Here is a 17,632-nt window from a genome sequence, read left to right as displayed (position 1 = left end):
CGCTTTGCATGAACGGCTGAGCGACTGCTTTGCTTCACAGCTCAACGACATTTTGCAAGACCCCCCTTGACCGCACTAGCGACAGCCCCCTCGCGGGGTGACGTGGCCGTTCGACTGGAGATGCACGTGGCCGGGCGCATCGAAGACTACGCACTCATCGGAGACATGCAGACCGCGGCGCTGGTCTGCCGGGACGGCACGGTCGACTGGCTGTGCCTGCCGCGCTTCGACTCGCACGCCATCTTCGCCGGGCTGCTGGGAACCGAGGAACACGGCTTCTGGCGGCTGGGCCCCGCGCACCCGGACGCGGAGCCGCCCGCGGCGGCCCGGCGCCGTTACCGGGGCGACTCCCTGATCCTGGAATCCGAGTGGGACACCCCCCGCGGCACGGTCCGCGTGACGGATTTCATGCCCCCGCGCGACGGCGCCCCCCAGCTCATCCGCATCGTGGAAGGCGTCTCGGGCCGGGTGCCCATGCGCTCGGCGCTGCGCATGCGCTTCGCCTACGGCCGGGTGGTGCCGTGGGTGCGCCGGCACGAGGGCCGCACGGTCGCCGTGGCCGGCCCCGATTCCGTGTGGTTCGACACCGGCGTCGAGACCTACGGCGAGGACCTGACCACGTACTCGGACTTCACCGTCGCGCCCGGCGACCGGGTGGCGTTCACCCTCTCCTGGGAGCCGTCGCACAAGCAGCCCCCGGCGCTGCCCGAGCCCGAGCAGGCCCTCGACGCCACCGAGGACTTCTGGAGCGAGTGGGTCGAGCACTGTACGTACCACGGCCCCTACCGCGAGGCCGTGATCCGCTCCCTGATCACGCTGAAGGCCCTCACCTACGCCCCGACCGGCGGCATCGTCGCCGCGCCCACCACCTCCCTGCCCGAGGACATCGGCGGCGTCCGCAACTGGGACTACCGCTACACCTGGCTGCGGGACGCGGCGATCACCCTCTCCTCGCTGCTGCGCACCGGCTACCGCGAGGAGGCCCGTGCCTGGCGCGAGTGGCTGCTGCGCGCGGTGGCGGGCGACCCGGAGAACCTGCAGATCATGTACGGCATCGCCGGCGAACGCGAGCTCGGCGAGGCGGAGCTGGACTGGCTGCCCGGCTACGAGAACTCCGCCCCCGTCCGGGTGGGCAACGGCGCGGCCCACCAGCTCCAGCTCGACGTGTACGGCGAGGTCACCGAGGCCCTGCACCTGGCCCACATGACCGGCCTCGCGCGCAACGACTACGCCTCGCTGCTCCAGCTCAAGCTGATCCAGTACCTGGAGAAGCACTGGCAGGAGCCGGACGAGGGCATCTGGGAGGTGCGCGGCCCGCGCCGCCACTTCGTGCACTCCAAGGTGATGGCCTGGGTGGCCGTCGACCGCACCATCAAGCTCATCGAGTCCGGCGACGCCCACGGCCCGCTGGAGCAGTGGAAGCGGCTGCGCGACGACATCCACCGGGACGTGTGCGAGAAGGGCTACGACGAGGAGCGCAACACCTTCACCCAGTCGTACGGCTCCCAGGAGCTGGACGCGGCCCTGCTGCTGATCCCCCAGGTGGGCTTCCTGCCGCCGGACGACAAGCGGGTGATCGGCACCGTCGAGGCGATCCAGCGCGAGCTGTCCACCTCCGACGGCTTCATCCTGCGCTACCCGACCGAGGGCAAGGACGAGGGCGTCGACGGCCTGCCCGGCGACGAGGGGGCGTTCCTCGCCTGCTCGTTCTGGATGGCCGACGACCTGGCCATGATCGGGCGCGTGGACGAGGCGCGGAAGCTGTTCGAGAAGCTGCTGTCGCTGCGCAACGACCTCGGTCTGCTGGCGGAGGAGTGGGACCCGCGCCTGCAGCGCCAGGTGGGCAACTTCCCGCAGGCGTTCAGCCACGTCCCGCTCATCGACACGGCCCTGCGCCTGACGGCGTCGGGGGCGTACGGAGGCTGACGGCACCGCGCCGCCCCCGGCCGGTCCGGGGGCGGCGCGGGCCGGACGTGTGACGGGGACACGCCTGCGGGTAGCGTCCGCTGCATGAGCACCGCCGGCACACCCCCGCCCACGGGCATCACCGTGCAGCGCGCCCTGGAACTGCCCGGACTGCGCGGCGGCCTCCCCGAGGTCCTCGCCGGCGCCGAGCGGCTGGGGCGCACGGTGCGCTGGGTGCACGCGGGCGAGGTGCCCCACATCGCCTCCCTGCTCAAGGGCGGCGAACTGCTGCTCACCACCGGCTACGGACTCGGCGCCCGCCCGGCCGACCAGCGGGCGTTCGTGCGCACGCTGGCCGACCGGGGCATCGCGGCCCTGGTGGTCGAGCTCGGCCCGCGCTTCCCCCGGCTGCCCGCCGCCCTGGTCGACGCGGCCCGCTCCGCCGGGCTGCCGCTGGTCCAGCTCCATCGCGAGGTGCCGTTCGTCACGGTCACCGAGGAGATCCACACCGAGATCGTCAACGGGCACTACGCGCTGCTCCAGCGCGCGGAGGAGGTGCACCGGCATTGCACCGAGGCGCTGCTGGCCGGCGGGGGCGTGCCGCAGGTCCTGGAGATCCTCGCCGGGTTCACCGGAAACCCCGTGTTCCTGGAGACCGCCGACGGCCGGTTGCTGTACGCGGCCGGGGAGGGAGCCGAGGGCGCGGACCCGCTCCAGGTGTGGGAGGGGCTGCGCGACCGTCGGCGGGACGATCCGCCGGCCGGCACGGTCCTGGTGGACGTGCCCGGCGGGGGGCCCGGCAGCGGCGGCGTCCGGGCGCGGCTGGTGCTGCTGCCGGTGCGCTGCGCGCCGGAGCCGGTGCACCGGATGGCCGCGGAGCGGGCCGCGGGCGTCCTCGCCGTGGTGCTGATGCAGGCCCGCCAGGAGGAGGAGCTGGCGGCGCGTGGCCGCGGCGACTTCCTCACCGACCTCGCCGAGGGCCGGGTCAGCGCCCAGGACGCGCCCGCCCAGGCCCGGGTGCTGGGCTTCAAGCCGGGCCGGGGGCCGCTGCTGCCAGTGGTCATGCGGCTCGGCGACACGCTGTCCCCGCAGGGCGGCGGCTGGGCGGTGCTGGCCCGCGCGGTGGGCGAGGAGCTGTCCTCGCTCGGCGTGCCGGTGCTGCTCGGTGTGCGGCCGGTCGAGGGACGGGTGCCGCTGCTGCTCGCGCTGCGCGCGGACACGGACCGGCCGTCCGTCGCGGACCGGGTGGCGGCCGCGCTGCGCGCCGGGGTGGAGCGCGCGGGGAAGCTGCGGCCGGGCGGCCGGCCGCCCGTGGTGGTGGTCGGGCCGGCCGGCGACTGGGCGGCGGTGCCGGCGGGGCTGCGGCACGCGGTGGAGACGGCCACGGCGGCGCAGGGGCTGCCCGAGCGTCCCTGGTACGACGCCCGGCGGCTGGACATCGACCTGCTGCTGTGGCGGCTGCGCGACCATCCGGACCTGGCGGACTTCGTGGACCGGGCGATCGGCCCGGTGCTGGACCACGACCGGCGCTCCCGGCCCGCGCTGCTGCCCACCCTGGAGACGTACCTGGCGCACGCCGGGCGCAAGGCGGAGACCGCGCGGGAGCTGCATCTGAACCGGCAGACGCTCTACAACCGGCTCGCCCGCATCGGGGAGTTGCTGGGCACCGACCTCGACGACCCCCGGACGGTGCTGACGCTGAGCCTGGCCCTGCGGGCACGGCGGCACGTGCCCTGACCGGCGAGCGGGACCCGCAGGGGGTTCAGATCAGTGGCCGGAGCCGGGTCAGCTCGTCGTAGACGCTGAGGACCTGGGCGACCGTCTGGTCCTCGGTCGGCCAGGTCGCGGCCTGCCGTACCCCCCGCCGCACGAGCGACTCCCGGTGCTCCGGGTCCGTCAGCAGCCGGATCACGGCGTCGGCGAGTGCCCGCGCGTTGCCGTGCGGCACGAGTTCCGCCGCGTCGCCGACGAGTTCGGGAATGCCGCCCACCCGGGTCGCGACGAGCGGCACGCGCGCGTGGAGCGCCTCTTGGGCGAACAGGGAGCGCCCCTCCTCCCTGCGACTCGGCAGCACGGCCACGTCGGCCGCGGCCAGCAGGTCCGAGGCGTCCTCACGGCGGCCGAGCAGCCGCACCGGGAGGTCCTGGGTCTCGACGGCACGGCGCAGTTCGCCGTGCAGCGGCCCCTCCCCCGCGATCACCACCAGCGGCGCCGGGTCGAGGCGCTGCCAGGCGTGCGTGGCGTCCAGCAGGACGTCGTGGCCCCGGTGCCGCTCCAGGGAACCGACGGCCACGATCAACGGGCGGTCCACGGCGCCGAGTTCGGCGCGCACCTTGGGCATGCGCCGCTCGGTCTCCTCCGGCGCCGGCGCGCTGCGGGGTCCGGGCAGGGAGACCGGGGCCAGCCGGGCGTCACGCGCCCCGCTGCGGCGCGCCCGGTCCACCAGCGCGGAGGTCGTCCCCAGCACCACACCGGCCGCCCGCGCGACCCGCCGCTCCAGCACGCGCAGGAAGTGCGCGCGGGGGCCTTCGGCGTGCGTCCGGTCGTGCCAGGTGACGACGAACGGGGTGCCGCGTCCGCCGAGCGCCAGGGACGTGCGGAACGAGGCGTGCAGACCGTGCGCGTGCACCAGGTCCGCGTCCGAGCAGGCGGCGCGCAGCACGGCCACCGACCCCGGGTCGCTGCTGCGCGGCACGTGGACGTGCTCCGCCCCGGCCCCGGTGAAGTCGTAGGCGCGGTCGGCCTCCTCGGGGGCGCACACCGTGACCCGCACCCCCCTCGCCACGAGTCCCGCGGCCAGCGAGCGCACGTGCGCGCCGCTCGCGGCGTTGCCGCCGCCCAGCACCTGCACGGTGCGCAGCGGCGACTGACCGTGCGGTGCGTGGCTGCTCACGGGGGTCACGTGGCCGGGCTCCTGGTTCGGGTCGGACGGTCACGACGAACGTACCGAAGGATCCCGCGGAGGGGTGGGCCGCGCGGCTTCCTCCGCGTACACCGTCAAGCATGCCAGCACGCCCGGCAGTTCCGGGAAACGCGCCGGCGTACGCCGGGGTCCACACCTGACGGCACATCACCCGTACGAACGACGGAAGATCCTCTTCCGGCAGGGTCAGACGTCCACCCGCGCCGCCGCCAGCAGCTCCTCCGCGTGCGCCCGCGCCGTCTCGGAGTCCTCCTGGCCGGCCAGCATCCGCGACAACTCCCGTACGCGGTCCTCGCCCTCCAGCACCTTCACGCCGGACCGGGTGACCGAGCCGTCGCTGGTCTTCTCCACCAGCAGCTGCCGGTCGGCGAACGCGGCCACCTGCGGCAGGTGCGTGACGACCACGACCTGCGCCTTCTTCGCCAGACGGGCGAGACGCCGTCCGATCTCCACCGCCGCCTTGCCCCCCACGCCGGCGTCCACCTCGTCGAACAGGTACGTCGGCACCGGGTCGGTCCCGGCGAACACGACCTCCACGGCCAGCATCACGCGCGACAGCTCACCGCCCGAGGCGCCCTTGGCGATCGGCCGGGGCGGCGCCCCGGGGTGCGGAGCCAGCAGCAGCTCGACCTCGTCCACACCCGACGGCCCGTACGCCACCGTGCGCCCGTTCACCTCGACACCGTCGGGGTCCTCGGTCTGCCGGATGTCGAACGACACGCGCGCGTGCGGCATGGCGAGCGACGCCAGCTCCTCCGTCACGGCCGCCGCGAACCGCTCCGCGGCCTCCGCCCGCGCCTCCGACAACTCCTGGGCCAGCGCACCCAGTTCGGCGCGGAGCGCGTCACGCTCGGCGGTCAGCTCGCCGATCCGCTCGTCGTCGCCCTCCAGCTCCGTGAGGCGCGCGGCGCTCCGCTCCGCCCACGCCAGCACCTCGGCGACGTCCTCGCCGTACTTGCGGGTCAGCCCGTTCAGCGCCGCCCGGCGCTCCTCGACCGCCGCCAGCCGCAGCGGGTCCGCGTCCAGGTCGTCGGCGTAACCGGCCAGCTCGCCCGCGACGTCACGCAGCAGGATGCCGATCTCCCCGATCCGGTCGGTCAGCGCGGCCAGCGCCGGGTCGTGCGCCCGCACGGCGTCCAGGGCCCGCTGGGCGCCCGCGACGAGCGTCCCGGCGTCCACGCCCTCCGGGTCCTCCAGGTTGCCCGCCAGCGCGGCGTGCGCGACCGCGGCGGCCGACCTCAGCGCCTCGGCGTGCCCGAGCCGCTCCGCCTCCTCCGCCAGCTCCGTGTCCTCGCCCGCACGCGGCTCGACCGCGGCGATCTCCTCCAGCCCGAAGCGCAGCATGTCGGCCTCCTGGGCCCGCTCCCGCGCACGGGTGGTGATCTCCTCCAGCTCCGCGGTGACCGCCCGCAGCCGCTTGTACGCCTCCGCGTACGCGCCGAGCGGCACGGCGACCGCGTACCCGGCGTACCGGTCGAGCGCCTGCCGCTGCCGGGACAGCTTCAGCAGACCCTGCTGGTCGCTCTGCCCGTGCACGGCCACCAGGTCGTCGGCGAGCTCCGCCAGCAGCCCCACGGGCACACTGCGCCCGCCCAGGTGCGCCCGCGACCGCCCCTCGGCCGAGACGGTACGGCTGACCAGCAGCGTCCCCTCGTCGAGCTCGGCCCCGGCCTCCTCGGCGCGCACGACGGCCGGCGAACCCTCAGGCACGGCGATCCGCCCCTCGACCACGGCGTTGCGCGCGCCGATCCGCACCAGCGCCGCGTCCGCGCGCCCGCCGAGCAGCAGGCCCAGGCTCGTGACCACCATGGTCTTGCCCGCGCCGGTCTCGCCGGTCACGGCGGTGAAGCCGGGCGACAGCTCGACGACGGCGTCGTCGATGACACCGAGCGACCGTATCCGCATCTCCTCCAACACCCTCCAGACCATACGAGGTCCCACAGGTGTTGTGCGACGCCACCCCGCCCCGCGGACGCTGTGGCGGACCGCGGCATGCCGGGACATCACTCGTTGAACGGGTGTTCCCGCCCTCGCGGGGACGGTCCGGCCGTCGCCGTTCCCGACGACGTCCGGATACGGTGCTCCCCGCACACGCGGGGACGTGGCGCGGCGCCGCGGGCCCTACTGCGGCGCCCCCCGCCACCCCGACACCGGGAGGGCGAACTTCGCCACCAGGCGGTCGGTGAAGGAGGCGTGGTGCAGCCGGGCCAGCCGTACCGGCACGGCTCCCCGCCGCACCTCCACGCGCGCCCCGGCCGGCAGCTCGACCGTGCGGCGCCCGTCGCACCACAGCACGCCCGGCGGGACGTGCGGCAGCACCTCCACCGCCAGCACCGAGTCCGGCGAGGTCACCAGCGGTTTGGCGAACAGCGCGTGCGCGCTGATCGGCACCATCAGCAGCGCCTCGACCTCCGGCCACACCACGGGCCCGCCCGCGGAGAACGCGTACGCGGTGGACCCGGTGGGCGTGGCGCACACGATGCCGTCGCAGCCGAAGCCGGTCACCGGCCGCCCGTCGATCTCCAGGACGACCTCCAGCATCCGCTCGGCGGACACCTTCTGCACGGCCGCCTCGTTCAGCGCCCAGTCGGTGTGCACGATGTCGCCGTTGCGGTGCACCACGACGTCGACGGTCATCCGTTCCTCGACCTCGTACGCCCGGCTCACCACCCGGTCGACGACCTTCTCCAGGTCGTCCCGCTCGGCCTCGGCGAGGAAGCCCACACGGCCGAGGTTGACGCCCAGCATCGGCACCCCGGACGCACGGGCGAACTCGGCGCCGCGCAGCAGTGTGCCGTCACCGCCGAGGACGATCAGCAGCTCGCAGTCGTCCAGGCACTGCGGGGTGGCCTCCTTGACCGTCTCCACGTCGTCCGGGAGCGGCAGGTCGCGGGCCTCCTCCTCCAGGACCCGCACCCCGAGTCCCGAGCGCAGCAGGCCCCTGACCACGAGCTCGGCGCTGCGGATGGCCGCGGCCCGCCCGGTGTGGGCCAGCAGGAAAACAGTACGAGCACGGTTCTGTGTCAACGCGGCCCCTCCGCCACAGCACGGTCAACGTCGGCCGGGTCCAGTTCCGGTGCCCCGGCCCGCAGCCACAGGAAGTATTCGACGTTCCCGGAGGGTCCGGGCAACGGACTGGCCGTCACGCCCTTCGCCCCGAGCCCCAGCCCCCAGGCCCTGGCGGCCACCTCCCGGACCGCTTCCGCGCGCAGTTGCGGGCTGCGCACGACACCGCCGCTGCCCAGCCGCTCCTTGCCCACCTCGAACTGCGGTTTCACCATCATCACCAGATCGGCGTCCGGCGTCACGCACCGCTTCAGAGCGGGCAGCACCAGTCCGAGCGGGATGAACGACAGGTCCCCCACGACAAGATCCACTGGCTCCCCGTCGATGGACTCGAGCGTCAACTCCCGCACGTTCGTACGGTCCTTGACCGTGACGCGTTCATCCTGCCGGAGAGACCAGGCGAGTTGTCCGTATCCGACGTCCACCGCGACCACGTGCGCGGCCCCCGCCCGCAGCAGCACGTCGGTGAAACCGCCGGTGGAGGCGCCCGCGTCGAGGGCCCTCCGTCCCTTCACGACCAGCCCCCGCGGCACGAAGGCGTCCAGTGCCCCGGCCAGTTTGTGACCGCCGCGGGAAACGTAGTCGGGGTCAGCGGCGTCCTCGGCGACCACGATCGCGGCCGCGGTCTCCACCTGGGTGGCGGGCTTGGTCGCCACCGTCCTGCCCACACTGACCCGCCCGGCGGCGATCAGCTGGCTGGCGTGCTCGCGCGAGCGCGCCAGCTTGCGGCGGACCAGCTCCGCGTCGAGACGGCGGCGTGCGACTCCTGCCACGTTCGGTTCAGCTCCTGTGTCCGTGTGCCGACTGGGACGGGCGCCCCGACGGACCCCGGTGCGGGGCGGCGGGCGAGGGACCCGGGCGGGCGTCGAGCGCGGTGAGCGCGTCGCGCAGCCCCCGGTGTACATCCTCGTACACCTCGAGGTGGCCGTCGGTGGTGAGGTGGTCGGCGTCGGCCAGCCGCTCCACGTGGGCGTCGACCTCGGCGTTCCCGGTGGGGGTGCGCGGCACGCCCAGGGGGGCGGGCCCGGCGGGTCCGTCGTCGTACGGCGGCTGCGGCGCCCCGGACGCGCCCGGCCCCTCCTGCGGGTCCCCGGCGTCCGGCCCCGCGTCCGCCGCCTGCGGCACTGCGTCGTTCATGCCCCGACGCTACCTCGAACGGCTGGGGTACCGTCGTGCGCGATGGCCACGATCGAGGAGTGCCGTGCGGCACTCGACAAGCTTGCGGACAGCATGGGGAACGCCGAGGGCGACGTCCGCGCGGCGGCGTCGATGGAGCGGTCGGTCAGCTGCCACGTCACGGACCTGGACGTGACCTTCGCGGGCCGGCTCACCGGCGGCCGGATCGCGGTGCGGGACACCTTCCCCGGGCCGCCGCGCGAGAAGGCGCAGATACGGCTCGCCATGACGGGCGACGACCTGGTGGCCCTGGTGGACGGGACGCTGCACTTCGCCCGTGCCTGGGGGTCGGGCCGGGTGCGGCTGGAGGCGGGGCTGCGCGACCTCTTCCGGCTCAGGAAGCTCCTGTGACGGGAGTCACCCGGGTGCGCGAGGCGTGCGGGAGCGGCCCGACAGGCCGGCCGGCCCGGCGCACCACGGCGGCGCACAGCTCGGCGAGCGCCGGCTCGGCGGGGCCGTCGGGCGACACGGCGGGCGCGGCGCGCGCCTCCTCGGCGTGGCGCACGGCGTCCCTGCCGCGCCCGCCTCACCCCTTCGCGGCCCCCGCCCGGGACGCGCGGGCCGCCGGAACCACCAGCGGGGTGCCCGTCTCGGGGTCGTCGATGACCTGGCAGCGCAGCCCGAACACCTCCTCCACCAGCTCGGCGGTGACGATGTCCTTCGGGGCGCCCTGGGCGATGACCCGGCCGGCCCGCAGGGCGATCAGATGGGTGGCGTACCGGGCGGCGTGGTTGAGGTCGTGCAGGACGGCGACGAGGGTGCGGCCCTGCTCCTCGTGCAGGTCGGCGCACAGGTCGAGCACGTCGATCTGGTGCTGGATGTCCAGGTAGGTGGTCGGCTCGTCGAGCAGCAGCAACGGCGTCTCCTGGGCCAGCGCCATGGCGATCCACACCCGCTGCCGCTGCCCTCCGGACAGCTCGTCGACGTAGCGGTCCGCGAGGTCGGCGACGCCGGTGCGGGCCATGGACTCCCGGACGACCCGCTCGTCCTCGGCGGACCACTGGCGCAGCAGGCTCTGGTGCGGGTAGCGGCCGCGCGCGACCAGGTCGCCGACGGTGATGCCGTCGGGCGCGATCGACGACTGCGGCAGCAGGCCGAGGGTGCGGGCGACCTTCTTGGCGGGCATCGCGTGGATGGCCTGCCCGTCCAGCAGCACCCGGCCCTCGGTGGGCCTGAGCATGCGGGACAGGGCGCGCAGCAGGGTGGACTTGCCGCAGGCGTTGGGGCCGACGACGACGGTGAAGGAGTGGTCCGGTATCTCCACCGACAGCTGTTCGGCGATGACCCGCTGGTCGTAGGCCAGAGTGACGTTCTCGGCGGACAGGCGGTTCACGGTGCTCCTTCGGGTGTTCTTCCGGTCGGCGCGCCTCATATCCGGCCCGCCCTGCGCTCGGTGACCAGCAGCCACAGCAGGTAGACACCGCCGAGCACGCCGGTGACCACGCCCACGGGCAGCTGGTCGGCGCCGAACGCCCGCTGGGAGACGAAGTCGGCGAGGACCAGCAGGGCGGCGCCCATGCACATCGAGGCGACCAGGTTCGGGCCCGGCGAGCGGGTCAGGCGCCGGGCGAGCTGCGGCGCGGTGAGCGCGACGAAGCTGACCGGTCCGGCGGCGGCGGTCGCGGACGCGGTGAGCAGCACGGCGGACAGCATCAGCACCAGCCGGAGCCGCTCGACGCGCACGCCGAGGGCGTTGGAGACGTCGTCGCCCATCTCCGTCATGCGCAGGGCGCGGGAGTTGGCGAGGACGACCGGGACGAGGACGGCGCACAGCGCGAGCAGCGGCCACACCTGGTCCCAGTCCCGCCCGTCGAGGGACCCGGTCATCCAGACGACGGCGCGGGCCGCGTCGACGATGTCGGACTTGGTGAGCAGATAGCCGTTGACGGCCGTGACGACCGCCGCGACGCCGATGCCGACCAGCACCAGCCGGTAGCCGTGCACACCCCGCTTCCACGCGAGGACGTAGATGGCGGTGCCGGTGAGCAGGCCGCCGGCGAGCGCGCCGAGGGCCACCTGGTTGGCGCTGCCGGAGAACAGCACGATCACGGTGAGCGCGCCGGCCGTGGCGCCCTGGCCGAGGCCCAGGATGTCGGGGCTGCCCAGCGGGTTGCGGGAGATGGACTGGAACAGCGCGCCGCCGATCCCGAGGGAGGCGCCGACCAGCAGCCCGACCAGGACCCGCGGCAGCCGCAGCTCGGTGACGATGAACTCCTGCCCCTCGTCGCCCTGGCCGACGAGGGCTGCCAGCACGTCGGAGGCGGACATCGGGAAGTCACCGGTGCCGATGAGCAGCACGCTCGCGCCGAGCGCCAGCAGCATCAGCAGCACGACGACGGTGAAGGCACGCACGTCCAGCCGGACCGAGAGGCCGCCGGGGACGCGCACCGCACGGTTGGTCTTCACAGCTGGGCCGTCCTCCGCCGTCGTACGAGAAGAATGAAGACCGGGCCGCCGATGACCGCGGTGACGATGCCGACCTGGAGTTCGGCCGGACGGGCCACGATCCGGCCGAGCACGTCGGCGCCGAGCAGCAGCACGGGCGACAGGACCGCCGCGTACGGCAGGATCCAGCGCTGGTCGGGCCCGGTGAAGGAGCGCACCACGTGCGGCACCATCAGGCCGACGAAGACGATCGGCCCGCACGCGGCGGTCGCCGCGCCGCTCAGCATCGTCGCGACCAGCATGGACAGCGCGCGGGTGCGGTTGAGGTCGGCGCCGAGGGCCTTGGCGGTGTCGTCGCCCATGGCCATGGCGTTCAGCGGCCGGGCGAGCGTCAGCGCCAGCAGACTGCCGACGACCAGGAACGGCGCCACCTGCATGACGGCCTCGTCGCTGCCGGAGGCGAGCGAGCCGACCGTCCAGAAACGCATCCGGCCGAGCGCGGCGTCGTCGAGGATCATCACGGCCTGGAGGTAGCCGTAGAGGGCGGCGCTGATGGCTGTGCCGGCCAGCACCAGCCGTACCGGGGTCGCGCCCCGGCGGCCGCCGAGGAACCACACGATCGCGCCGACGGCGGCCGCACCGAAGAACGCGAACCACACGTACCCGGACAGGGAGGTGACGCCGAAGAAGGTGATGGCGGTGACGACCGCGGCGGAGGCGCCCGCGTTCAGGCCGAGGAGTCCCGGATCGGCCAGCGGGTTGCGGGTCAGCGCCTGCAACACGGCCCCGGCGAGACCGAGGGCGGCGCCGGCGAGCAGGCCCAGCAGGGTGCGGGAGAGCCGGTCGGCCACGACGGTGTCGGTGTAGGTGCCCGACGCGTCGAACAGCCCGTGCCAGACCTGCTCCAGGGACAGTTCCTTCGCGCCGACCGCGATGCTCGCCAGCGCGACGAGCGCCAGGACCGCGAAGGACACCAGCAGACCGAGCGCGCGTATCGCCCGGCGGCCGCGGGGCGCGGAGGCGGTCTCCGCGCGCTGTTCGGGGGGACTCTCGACCAACACCCGGTTAGGCTAGCCTATCCTCCACTCGGCACAAGATCCGGAAGCCGCTCCGCCCCCGTCAGGGCCGTCACAGCCCCAGCCGCGCCAGCGCCTTCCCCGCGTCCAGGGCGCACGCCTCGTCGCCCGCCGCCGTCCAGGCCGCCGCGCACAGCGCCCGCAGCCCGTCCACGGGAGTGCCGTCCCCGTCCAGCTCCAGCCGCCCGGCGACGGCCGCCGCCGTCCAGCCGCCGCACCGGAACCCGCCCCCGGCCTCAACGACCTCGGGCTGACCGGTGAGCAGCCCCCGCAGATCGGCGTCCACGTACGTCGGCCGGTGGTGCGGCGGCGCCGCGAGGAGCCGCGCGCCGTCGGTCACCCCGGTGAGCACCAGCAGCGAGTCCACCCCGCCGTTGAACGCCCCCTCGATGTCCGTGTCCAGCCGGTCCCCCACCACCAGCGGCCGCTCGGCGCCCGTGCGCAGGATCGTCTCGCGGTGCATCGGCGGCAGCGGCTTGCCCGCCACCTGCGGCTCGGCGCCGGTGGCGATCCGTACGACCTCGACCGCCGCGCCGTTGCCGGGCGCGATGCCCCGGCCGCTGGGGATCGTCAGGTCGGTGTTGGACGCGAACCACGGCACTCCGCGCGCCACGGCGTAGCTCGCCTCGGCGAACCGGCTCCACGGCAGCTCCGGACCGCCGTACCCCTGCACGACCGCCACCGGGTCGTCGTCCGCCGACTCCACCGGCACCAGCCCGCGCTCCTGTAGCGCCACCCGCAGGCCCTCGCCGCCCACCACCAGCACCCGCGAGCCCTGCGGCACCTGGTCGGCGATGAGCCGCGCCACCGCCTGCGCGGAGGTGATCACGTCACCGGCCTCGGCCGGTACGCCCAGCTCGGTCAGGTGGGCGGCGACGGCGTCGGGCGTGCGCAGCGCGTTGTTGGTCACGTAGGCGAGACGCATCCCGCCGTCGCGGGCCGCGGCGAGGGAGGGGACCGCGTGCTCGATGGCGTCGCCGCCCGCGTACACCACTCCGTCGAGGTCGAGCAGCGCCGTGTCGTACGCCTCGCTCAGGGCCTGCCCACTGCCCTCGGGCCTCGTCCTGACGCTCCGGCTCATTCCGCATCGCTCCTCGTTCGACGGCTTTCCCCCGATCATCCCCCATGGGGCCGGCACCCGTACGATGCCGGGATGAATACTGCAGGTCACTCGAAGGCAACGGCGCCCCGAGGGCTGGAACTCACCCCGTTCCGCGGCCTTCGGTACGACCCCGACCGGGTCGGCAGCCTGGCCGCCGTGACATCCCCGCCCTACGACGTCGTGGTCCGCCCCGACGGCCTGCACCACCTCCAGTCCGCCGACCCCCACAACATCGTCCGCCTGATCCTGCCCGAGGCCGCCACGCCCGCGGAGCGCAACGCCCAGGCCGCCCGGACGCTCCGCCGCTGGCGCGCCGAGGGCGTCCTCACCGCCGACCCGGAACCCGCCCTGTACGTCTACGAGCAGCGCGCCGGCGACGGCCTGGTGCAGCGGGGCGTGATCGGCGCACTGCGCGTCTCCGACCCGGAGGAACGGCTGGTGCTGCCGCACGAGGAGGTCATGCCGCACATCGTCGCGGACCGCGCGGACCTGATGCGGGCCACCAGCGCGAACCTGGAACCACTGCTGCTCACCTACCGGGGCGACGGCACGGCCACCGCGACGGCCGCTCTGATCGAGCGCACGGCCGGACAGCCGCCGCTCCTGGCGACCACCACCGAGGACGGCGTCCACCACCGTCTGTGGTCCGTCACCGACCCCGCCGACCTGGCGGTGGTCCGCGGTGAGCTCTCCGCCCACCAGGCCCTGATCGCCGACGGCCACCACCGCTGGGCGACCTACCGCCGGCTGCGCGCGGAGCACCCCTCCCCCAGCCCCTGGGACCACGGCCTGATCCTCCTGGTCGACACCGCCCGCTATCCGCTGCGGGTCCGCGCCATCCACCGCCTGCTGTACCACCTGCCGGTCGCCGAGGCACTGGAGACGCTCGACGGCTCCTTCCGCGTCCGCCGCCTGGACGGACCGCTGCCGAAGGCGATGGACGCGCTGGCCGAGGCGGCGGCGGAGGGCAACGCCTTCCTCCTCACCGGGGACGACGGCGCCTTCCACCTCGTCGACCGGCCCGACCCCGCACTGCTGGACCGCACGGTGCCGGCGGACCGCCCGGAGGCCTGGCGCACCCTCGACGCGACGGTCCTGCACGCCACGCTCCTCGACCACGTCTGGCGCGTCCCTGACGATCCCGCCCACATCGCGTACATCCACGACACGGCGGCCACGGTGGACAAGGCCCAACGGGACGGCGGAACGGCGGTGCTGATGCACCCCGTCCACGAGGACGTGGTCCGCGACCTGGCCCGCCAGGGGGTCACGATGCCCCGCAAATCGACGTCGTTCGGCCCGAAGCCCGCGTCGGGTCTGGTGCTGCGCGCCCTGGACCTCTGAGGTCCGGGAACGCGAAGAGGGGCGGGCCCCGGCTGTGTGCCGGGACCCGCCCCTCTTCATCTGCGCTGCACCGCGCGGACGTCAGTCCTCGTCGTCGTCCCGCGCGCCCTGCTCGTCACGGCCGGTGGCGCTCTCGTCCTCGTCCTCGACGAGGGCGTCCATGAACTCCACGCCGTCCAGCTCGGCCAGCCGGTCGGAGGCGTCCGTGCTGCCGTCCCGGTCGGCCTCGACGGCCTTGGCGAACCACTCGCGCGCCTCGCCCTCACGGCCGGCCGCGAGCAGCGCGTCGGCGTACGCGTACCGCAGACGCGCGGTCCACGGCTGCACGGAGTTCGACGCCAGCTCGGAGCTCTGCAGGGTGACGATGGCCGCGTCCAGCTGGCCCATGTCACGCCGGGCGCCGGCCGCGACGAGACGCATCTCGACCTGACCAGCCTTGTCCAGCTTCTGCACCTCCGGGGCGCCGGCCATGTCCAGCGCCTTCTCCGGCCGTCCGAGCCCGCGCTCGCAGTCCGCCATCAGCGGCCACAGCTCCACGGTCCCGGTCATCCGCCGAGCGGCCCGGAACTCGGCGAGCGCCTCGCTGTACTTCTGCGTCGCGTACGCGGCGAACCCGGCGGCCTCCCGTACGGCGGCCACGCGCGAGGCGAGACGCAGAGCGATGCGGGAGTAGGCGTAGGCGCCCTCGGGGTCCTCGTCGATGAGACGGGCGACCATCACCAGGTTCTTGGCGACGTCTTCGGCGAGCGTCTTGGGCAGGCTCTGCAGCTCCTGCCGGACGTCCTTGTCGATCTCCTCGCCGGTGACGTCCTCGGGGATCGGCAGCCGCTTGATGGGCTCGCGGTCACGGTCCCGCTCGTCACGGAACCGGCCGCCACCGCCCTGACGGTCGTCGCGCCCACGGAACCCACCGGGACGGCCGCCCCGGTCGTCGCGCCGCGGCCCGCGGCCACGGTCGTCGCGGCCACGGAAGCCGCCACGGTCCCGGTCGTCCCGACGGAAGCCGCCACCGCGTGAGTCGCGGTCACCGCGGGAGTCGGTACGGCTGTCGCCATCGCGCCGGAAACCACCGCGGTCGCCGCGCTCGGGGCGGTCGTCGCGACGGAAGCCGCCCCGCTCACCCCGGTTGTCGTCCCGACGGAAGCCACCGCGGTCCCGGTCGCGGTCGCCGCGCTCAGGACGGTCGTCCCGACGGAAGCCGCCCCGCTCACCCCGGTTGTCGTCCCGACGGAAGCCACCCCGGTCACCCCGGTTGTCATCACGGCCGCGGTAACCACCACGGTCCCGGTCGTCCCTACGGTCGTCGTCGCGACGGAAACCGCCGCGGTCCCGGTCGCGGTCGCCGCGCTCAGGACGGTCGTCCCGACGGAAGCCACCCCGGTCACCCCGGTTGTCATCACGGCCACGGTAACCACCACGGTCCCGGTCGTCCCGGCGGTCGTCGCGCCGGCCGTATCCACGGTCGTCGTCGCGACGGAAACCGCCGCGGTCCCGGTCGCGGTCGCCGCGCTCGGGGCGGTCGTCGCGCCGGAAGCCACCCCGGTCACCCCGGTTGTCGTCCCGACGGAAGCCACCACGGTCACCCCGGTTGTCATCACGGCCACGGTAACCACCACGGTCCCGGTCACCGTCGCGCCGGTCGTCCCGTCGGTCGTCCCGTCGGTCGTCGCGCCGGTCGTCCCGCCCTCGGTACTCGCCGCGCTCGCCCCCACGGTTGTCGTCCCGCCCACGGAAGCCGCCACGCTCGGGCCGGCCACCACTGCGGTCGCGGTCGTCACGACGGAAGTCCCGGTCGCGGTCGTCACGGCGGAAGGGGGGACGGTCGCCGTCCCTGCGGAAGCCACGGTCGCGGTCGTTGCCGCGCCGGAGGCCGCCGCGCTGGCCGCCACGGTCCCCGCGGTCCGAGCGATCACCACTGTCCCGTCGCCGCTGGTCGCGCTCCGGTCGGTCGTCGGGAGAGTTGGTGGACATGGGTGACTCCTGTCTCGGGTACTGCAAGCATAAATACAAAAAGGACCCCTGGCCCCAGCTGAACGCTGGCGACCAGGGGTCCTTCCAAAAATTGTTCGGCGGCGTCCTACTCTCCCACAGGGTCCCCCCTGCAGTACCATCGGCGCTGTAAGGCTTAGCTTCCGGGTTCGGAATGTAACCGGGCGTTTCCCCTACGCTATGACCACCGAAACCCTAATGGTTTCGAGCGAACAAGCACACTCTTCTGTTGTATGTGTTCTGCTCAAAGCCGACAACGGTCGTTGTCTCAGAACTAACACAGTGGACGCGAGCAACTGAGGACAAGCCCTCGGCCTATTAGTACCGGTCAACTCCACACGTTACCGTGCTTCCATATCCGGCCTATCAACCCAGTCGTCTACTGGGAGCCTTACCCCATCAAGTGGGTGGGAGTCCTCATCTCGAAGCAGGCTTCCCGCTTAGATGCTTTCAGCGGTTATCCCTCCCGAACGTAGCCAACCAGCCATGCCCTTGGCAGAACAACTGGCACACCAGAGGTTCGTCCGTCCCGGTCCTCTCGTACTAGGGACAGCCCTTCTCAAGACTCCTACGCGCACAGCGGATAGGGACCGAACTGTCTCACGACGTTCTAAACCCAGCTCGCGTACCGCTTTAATGGGCGAACAGCCCAACCCTTGGGACCGA

At 73.8% G+C, this 17,632-nt stretch carries 15 protein-coding genes and 2 rRNA genes; 4 read left to right on the top strand and 13 right to left on the bottom strand.

Translation table 11 applies throughout. The annotated features are described in order from the left end of the window. Positions 1–126: 126 nt before the first annotated feature. A complete protein-coding gene (locus ACIQ8B_RS10075) occupies positions 127–1,926 on the top strand; it encodes a glycoside hydrolase family 15 protein (RefSeq protein ID WP_403546571.1) in 1,800 nt (599 codons plus the stop codon). An 84-nt stretch (positions 1,927–2,010) separates the two neighbouring features. Beyond that, complete coding sequence (locus ACIQ8B_RS10070) at positions 2,011–3,642, top strand: PucR family transcriptional regulator (protein WP_403546405.1); 1,632 nt, start codon at positions 2,011–2,013, stop codon at positions 3,640–3,642. Positions 3,643–3,667: 25 nt separating this feature from the next. On the opposite strand, the gene ACIQ8B_RS10065 is transcribed toward ACIQ8B_RS10070, so the two are convergent. The 5 genes from ACIQ8B_RS10065 to ACIQ8B_RS10045 form a co-directional block, all read right to left on the bottom strand. Continuing rightward, a complete protein-coding gene (locus tag ACIQ8B_RS10065; RefSeq protein WP_403546404.1) occupies positions 3,668–4,807 on the bottom strand; it encodes a glycosyltransferase family 4 protein in 1,140 nt (379 codons plus the stop codon). 207 nt (positions 4,808–5,014) lie between these two features. Continuing rightward, positions 5,015–6,757 carry a DNA repair protein RecN gene (gene recN / locus ACIQ8B_RS10060; protein WP_403546403.1) on the bottom strand — a complete coding sequence of 581 codons (1,743 nt, stop codon included), beginning with the start codon at positions 6,755–6,757 and terminating at the stop codon, positions 5,015–5,017. A 192-nt stretch (positions 6,758–6,949) separates the two neighbouring features. Beyond that, complete coding sequence (locus tag ACIQ8B_RS10055) at positions 6,950–7,855, bottom strand: NAD kinase (protein WP_106414901.1); 906 nt, start codon at positions 7,853–7,855, stop codon at positions 6,950–6,952. Then, complete coding sequence (locus ACIQ8B_RS10050) at positions 7,852–8,667, bottom strand: TlyA family RNA methyltransferase (RefSeq protein ID WP_403546402.1); 816 nt, start codon at positions 8,665–8,667, stop codon at positions 7,852–7,854. Before ACIQ8B_RS10050 ends, ACIQ8B_RS10055 begins: the two co-directional genes overlap by 4 nt. A gap of 7 nt (positions 8,668–8,674) precedes the next feature. After that, positions 8,675–9,031 carry a hypothetical protein gene (locus ACIQ8B_RS10045; protein ID WP_290008192.1) on the bottom strand — a complete coding sequence of 119 codons (357 nt, stop codon included), beginning with the start codon at positions 9,029–9,031 and terminating at the stop codon, positions 8,675–8,677. Between the two features lie 42 nt (positions 9,032–9,073). Between ACIQ8B_RS10045 and ACIQ8B_RS10040 the strand changes: the two genes are divergently transcribed. After that, positions 9,074–9,421 carry a sterol-binding protein gene (locus ACIQ8B_RS10040; protein ID WP_403546401.1) on the top strand — a complete coding sequence of 116 codons (348 nt, stop codon included), beginning with the start codon at positions 9,074–9,076 and terminating at the stop codon, positions 9,419–9,421. A 175-nt stretch (positions 9,422–9,596) separates the two neighbouring features. Here the strand turns inward: ACIQ8B_RS10040 and ACIQ8B_RS10035 are convergent, their stop codons facing one another. From ACIQ8B_RS10035 to ACIQ8B_RS10020, 4 genes are all read right to left on the bottom strand, one after another. Continuing rightward, positions 9,597–10,442 (bottom strand): ABC transporter ATP-binding protein, encoded by an 846-nt coding sequence (locus tag ACIQ8B_RS10035; RefSeq protein WP_290008190.1) that lies wholly within the window; start codon positions 10,440–10,442, stop codon positions 9,597–9,599. Continuing rightward, the gene (locus ACIQ8B_RS10030; RefSeq protein ID WP_290008188.1) at positions 10,439–11,476 is read right to left on the bottom strand and encodes an iron chelate uptake ABC transporter family permease subunit; all 1,038 of its coding nucleotides are present in this window, start codon (positions 11,474–11,476) and stop codon (positions 10,439–10,441) included. Before ACIQ8B_RS10030 ends, ACIQ8B_RS10035 begins: the two co-directional genes overlap by 4 nt. Continuing rightward, a complete protein-coding gene (locus tag ACIQ8B_RS10025) occupies positions 11,473–12,516 on the bottom strand; it encodes an iron ABC transporter permease (protein ID WP_290008186.1) in 1,044 nt (347 codons plus the stop codon). Before ACIQ8B_RS10025 ends, ACIQ8B_RS10030 begins: the two co-directional genes overlap by 4 nt. Positions 12,517–12,583: 67 nt before the next feature. After that, positions 12,584–13,612: an HAD-IIA family hydrolase gene (locus ACIQ8B_RS10020; RefSeq protein WP_403546400.1), complete on the bottom strand. Its 1,029-nt coding sequence runs from the start codon at positions 13,610–13,612 to the stop codon at positions 12,584–12,586. A 72-nt stretch (positions 13,613–13,684) separates the two neighbouring features. On the opposite strand from ACIQ8B_RS10020, the gene ACIQ8B_RS10015 reads away from it, so the two are divergent. Next, a complete protein-coding gene (locus ACIQ8B_RS10015; protein ID WP_403546399.1) occupies positions 13,685–14,977 on the top strand; it encodes a DUF1015 family protein in 1,293 nt (430 codons plus the stop codon). An 81-nt stretch (positions 14,978–15,058) separates the two neighbouring features. Here ACIQ8B_RS10015 and ACIQ8B_RS10010 read toward each other — a convergent pair whose 3' ends face one another. From ACIQ8B_RS10010 to ACIQ8B_RS09995, 4 genes are all read right to left on the bottom strand, one after another. Further along, a complete protein-coding gene (locus ACIQ8B_RS10010) occupies positions 15,059–15,802 on the bottom strand; it encodes a tetratricopeptide repeat protein (RefSeq protein ID WP_290008375.1) in 744 nt (247 codons plus the stop codon). Continuing rightward, positions 15,694–16,782 carry a hypothetical protein gene (locus ACIQ8B_RS10005; RefSeq protein ID WP_403546581.1) on the bottom strand — a complete coding sequence of 363 codons (1,089 nt, stop codon included), beginning with the start codon at positions 16,780–16,782 and terminating at the stop codon, positions 15,694–15,696. Before ACIQ8B_RS10005 ends, ACIQ8B_RS10010 begins: the two co-directional genes overlap by 109 nt. 259 nt (positions 16,783–17,041) lie before the next feature. Further along, positions 17,042–17,158: ribosomal RNA gene (gene rrf, locus ACIQ8B_RS10000) — 5S ribosomal RNA — on the bottom strand. Positions 17,159–17,264: 106 nt separating this feature from the next. Continuing rightward, positions 17,265–17,632 (bottom strand): 23S ribosomal RNA (locus ACIQ8B_RS09995); the annotation flags it as partial.

Origin of the sequence: Streptomyces sp. NPDC096105 (assembly GCF_044763335.1) — a bacterium.
Lineage (GTDB): Bacteria > Actinomycetota > Actinomycetes > Streptomycetales > Streptomycetaceae > Streptomyces.
The sequence above is the reverse complement of the archived record's forward strand: the minus strand, read 5'-3'. Positions and strand labels throughout refer to the sequence as shown.

Coding starts and splice junctions, on each gene's coding strand:
- ACIQ8B_RS10070 (WP_403546405.1), top strand. CDS start 2,011: ATGAGCACCGCCGGCACACCCCCGCCCACGGGCATCACCGTGCAGCGC.
- recN (WP_403546403.1), bottom strand. CDS start 6,757: ATGGTCTGGAGGGTGTTGGAGGAGATGCGGATACGGTCGCTCGGTGTC.
- ACIQ8B_RS10045 (WP_290008192.1), bottom strand. CDS start 9,031: ATGAACGACGCAGTGCCGCAGGCGGCGGACGCGGGGCCGGACGCCGGG.
- ACIQ8B_RS10040 (WP_403546401.1), top strand. CDS start 9,074: ATGGCCACGATCGAGGAGTGCCGTGCGGCACTCGACAAGCTTGCGGAC.
- ACIQ8B_RS10035 (WP_290008190.1), bottom strand. CDS start 10,442: ATGAGGCGCGCCGACCGGAAGAACACCCGAAGGAGCACCGTGAACCGC.
- ACIQ8B_RS10020 (WP_403546400.1), bottom strand. CDS start 13,612: ATGAGCCGGAGCGTCAGGACGAGGCCCGAGGGCAGTGGGCAGGCCCTG.
- ACIQ8B_RS10015 (WP_403546399.1), top strand. CDS start 13,685: ATGAATACTGCAGGTCACTCGAAGGCAACGGCGCCCCGAGGGCTGGAA.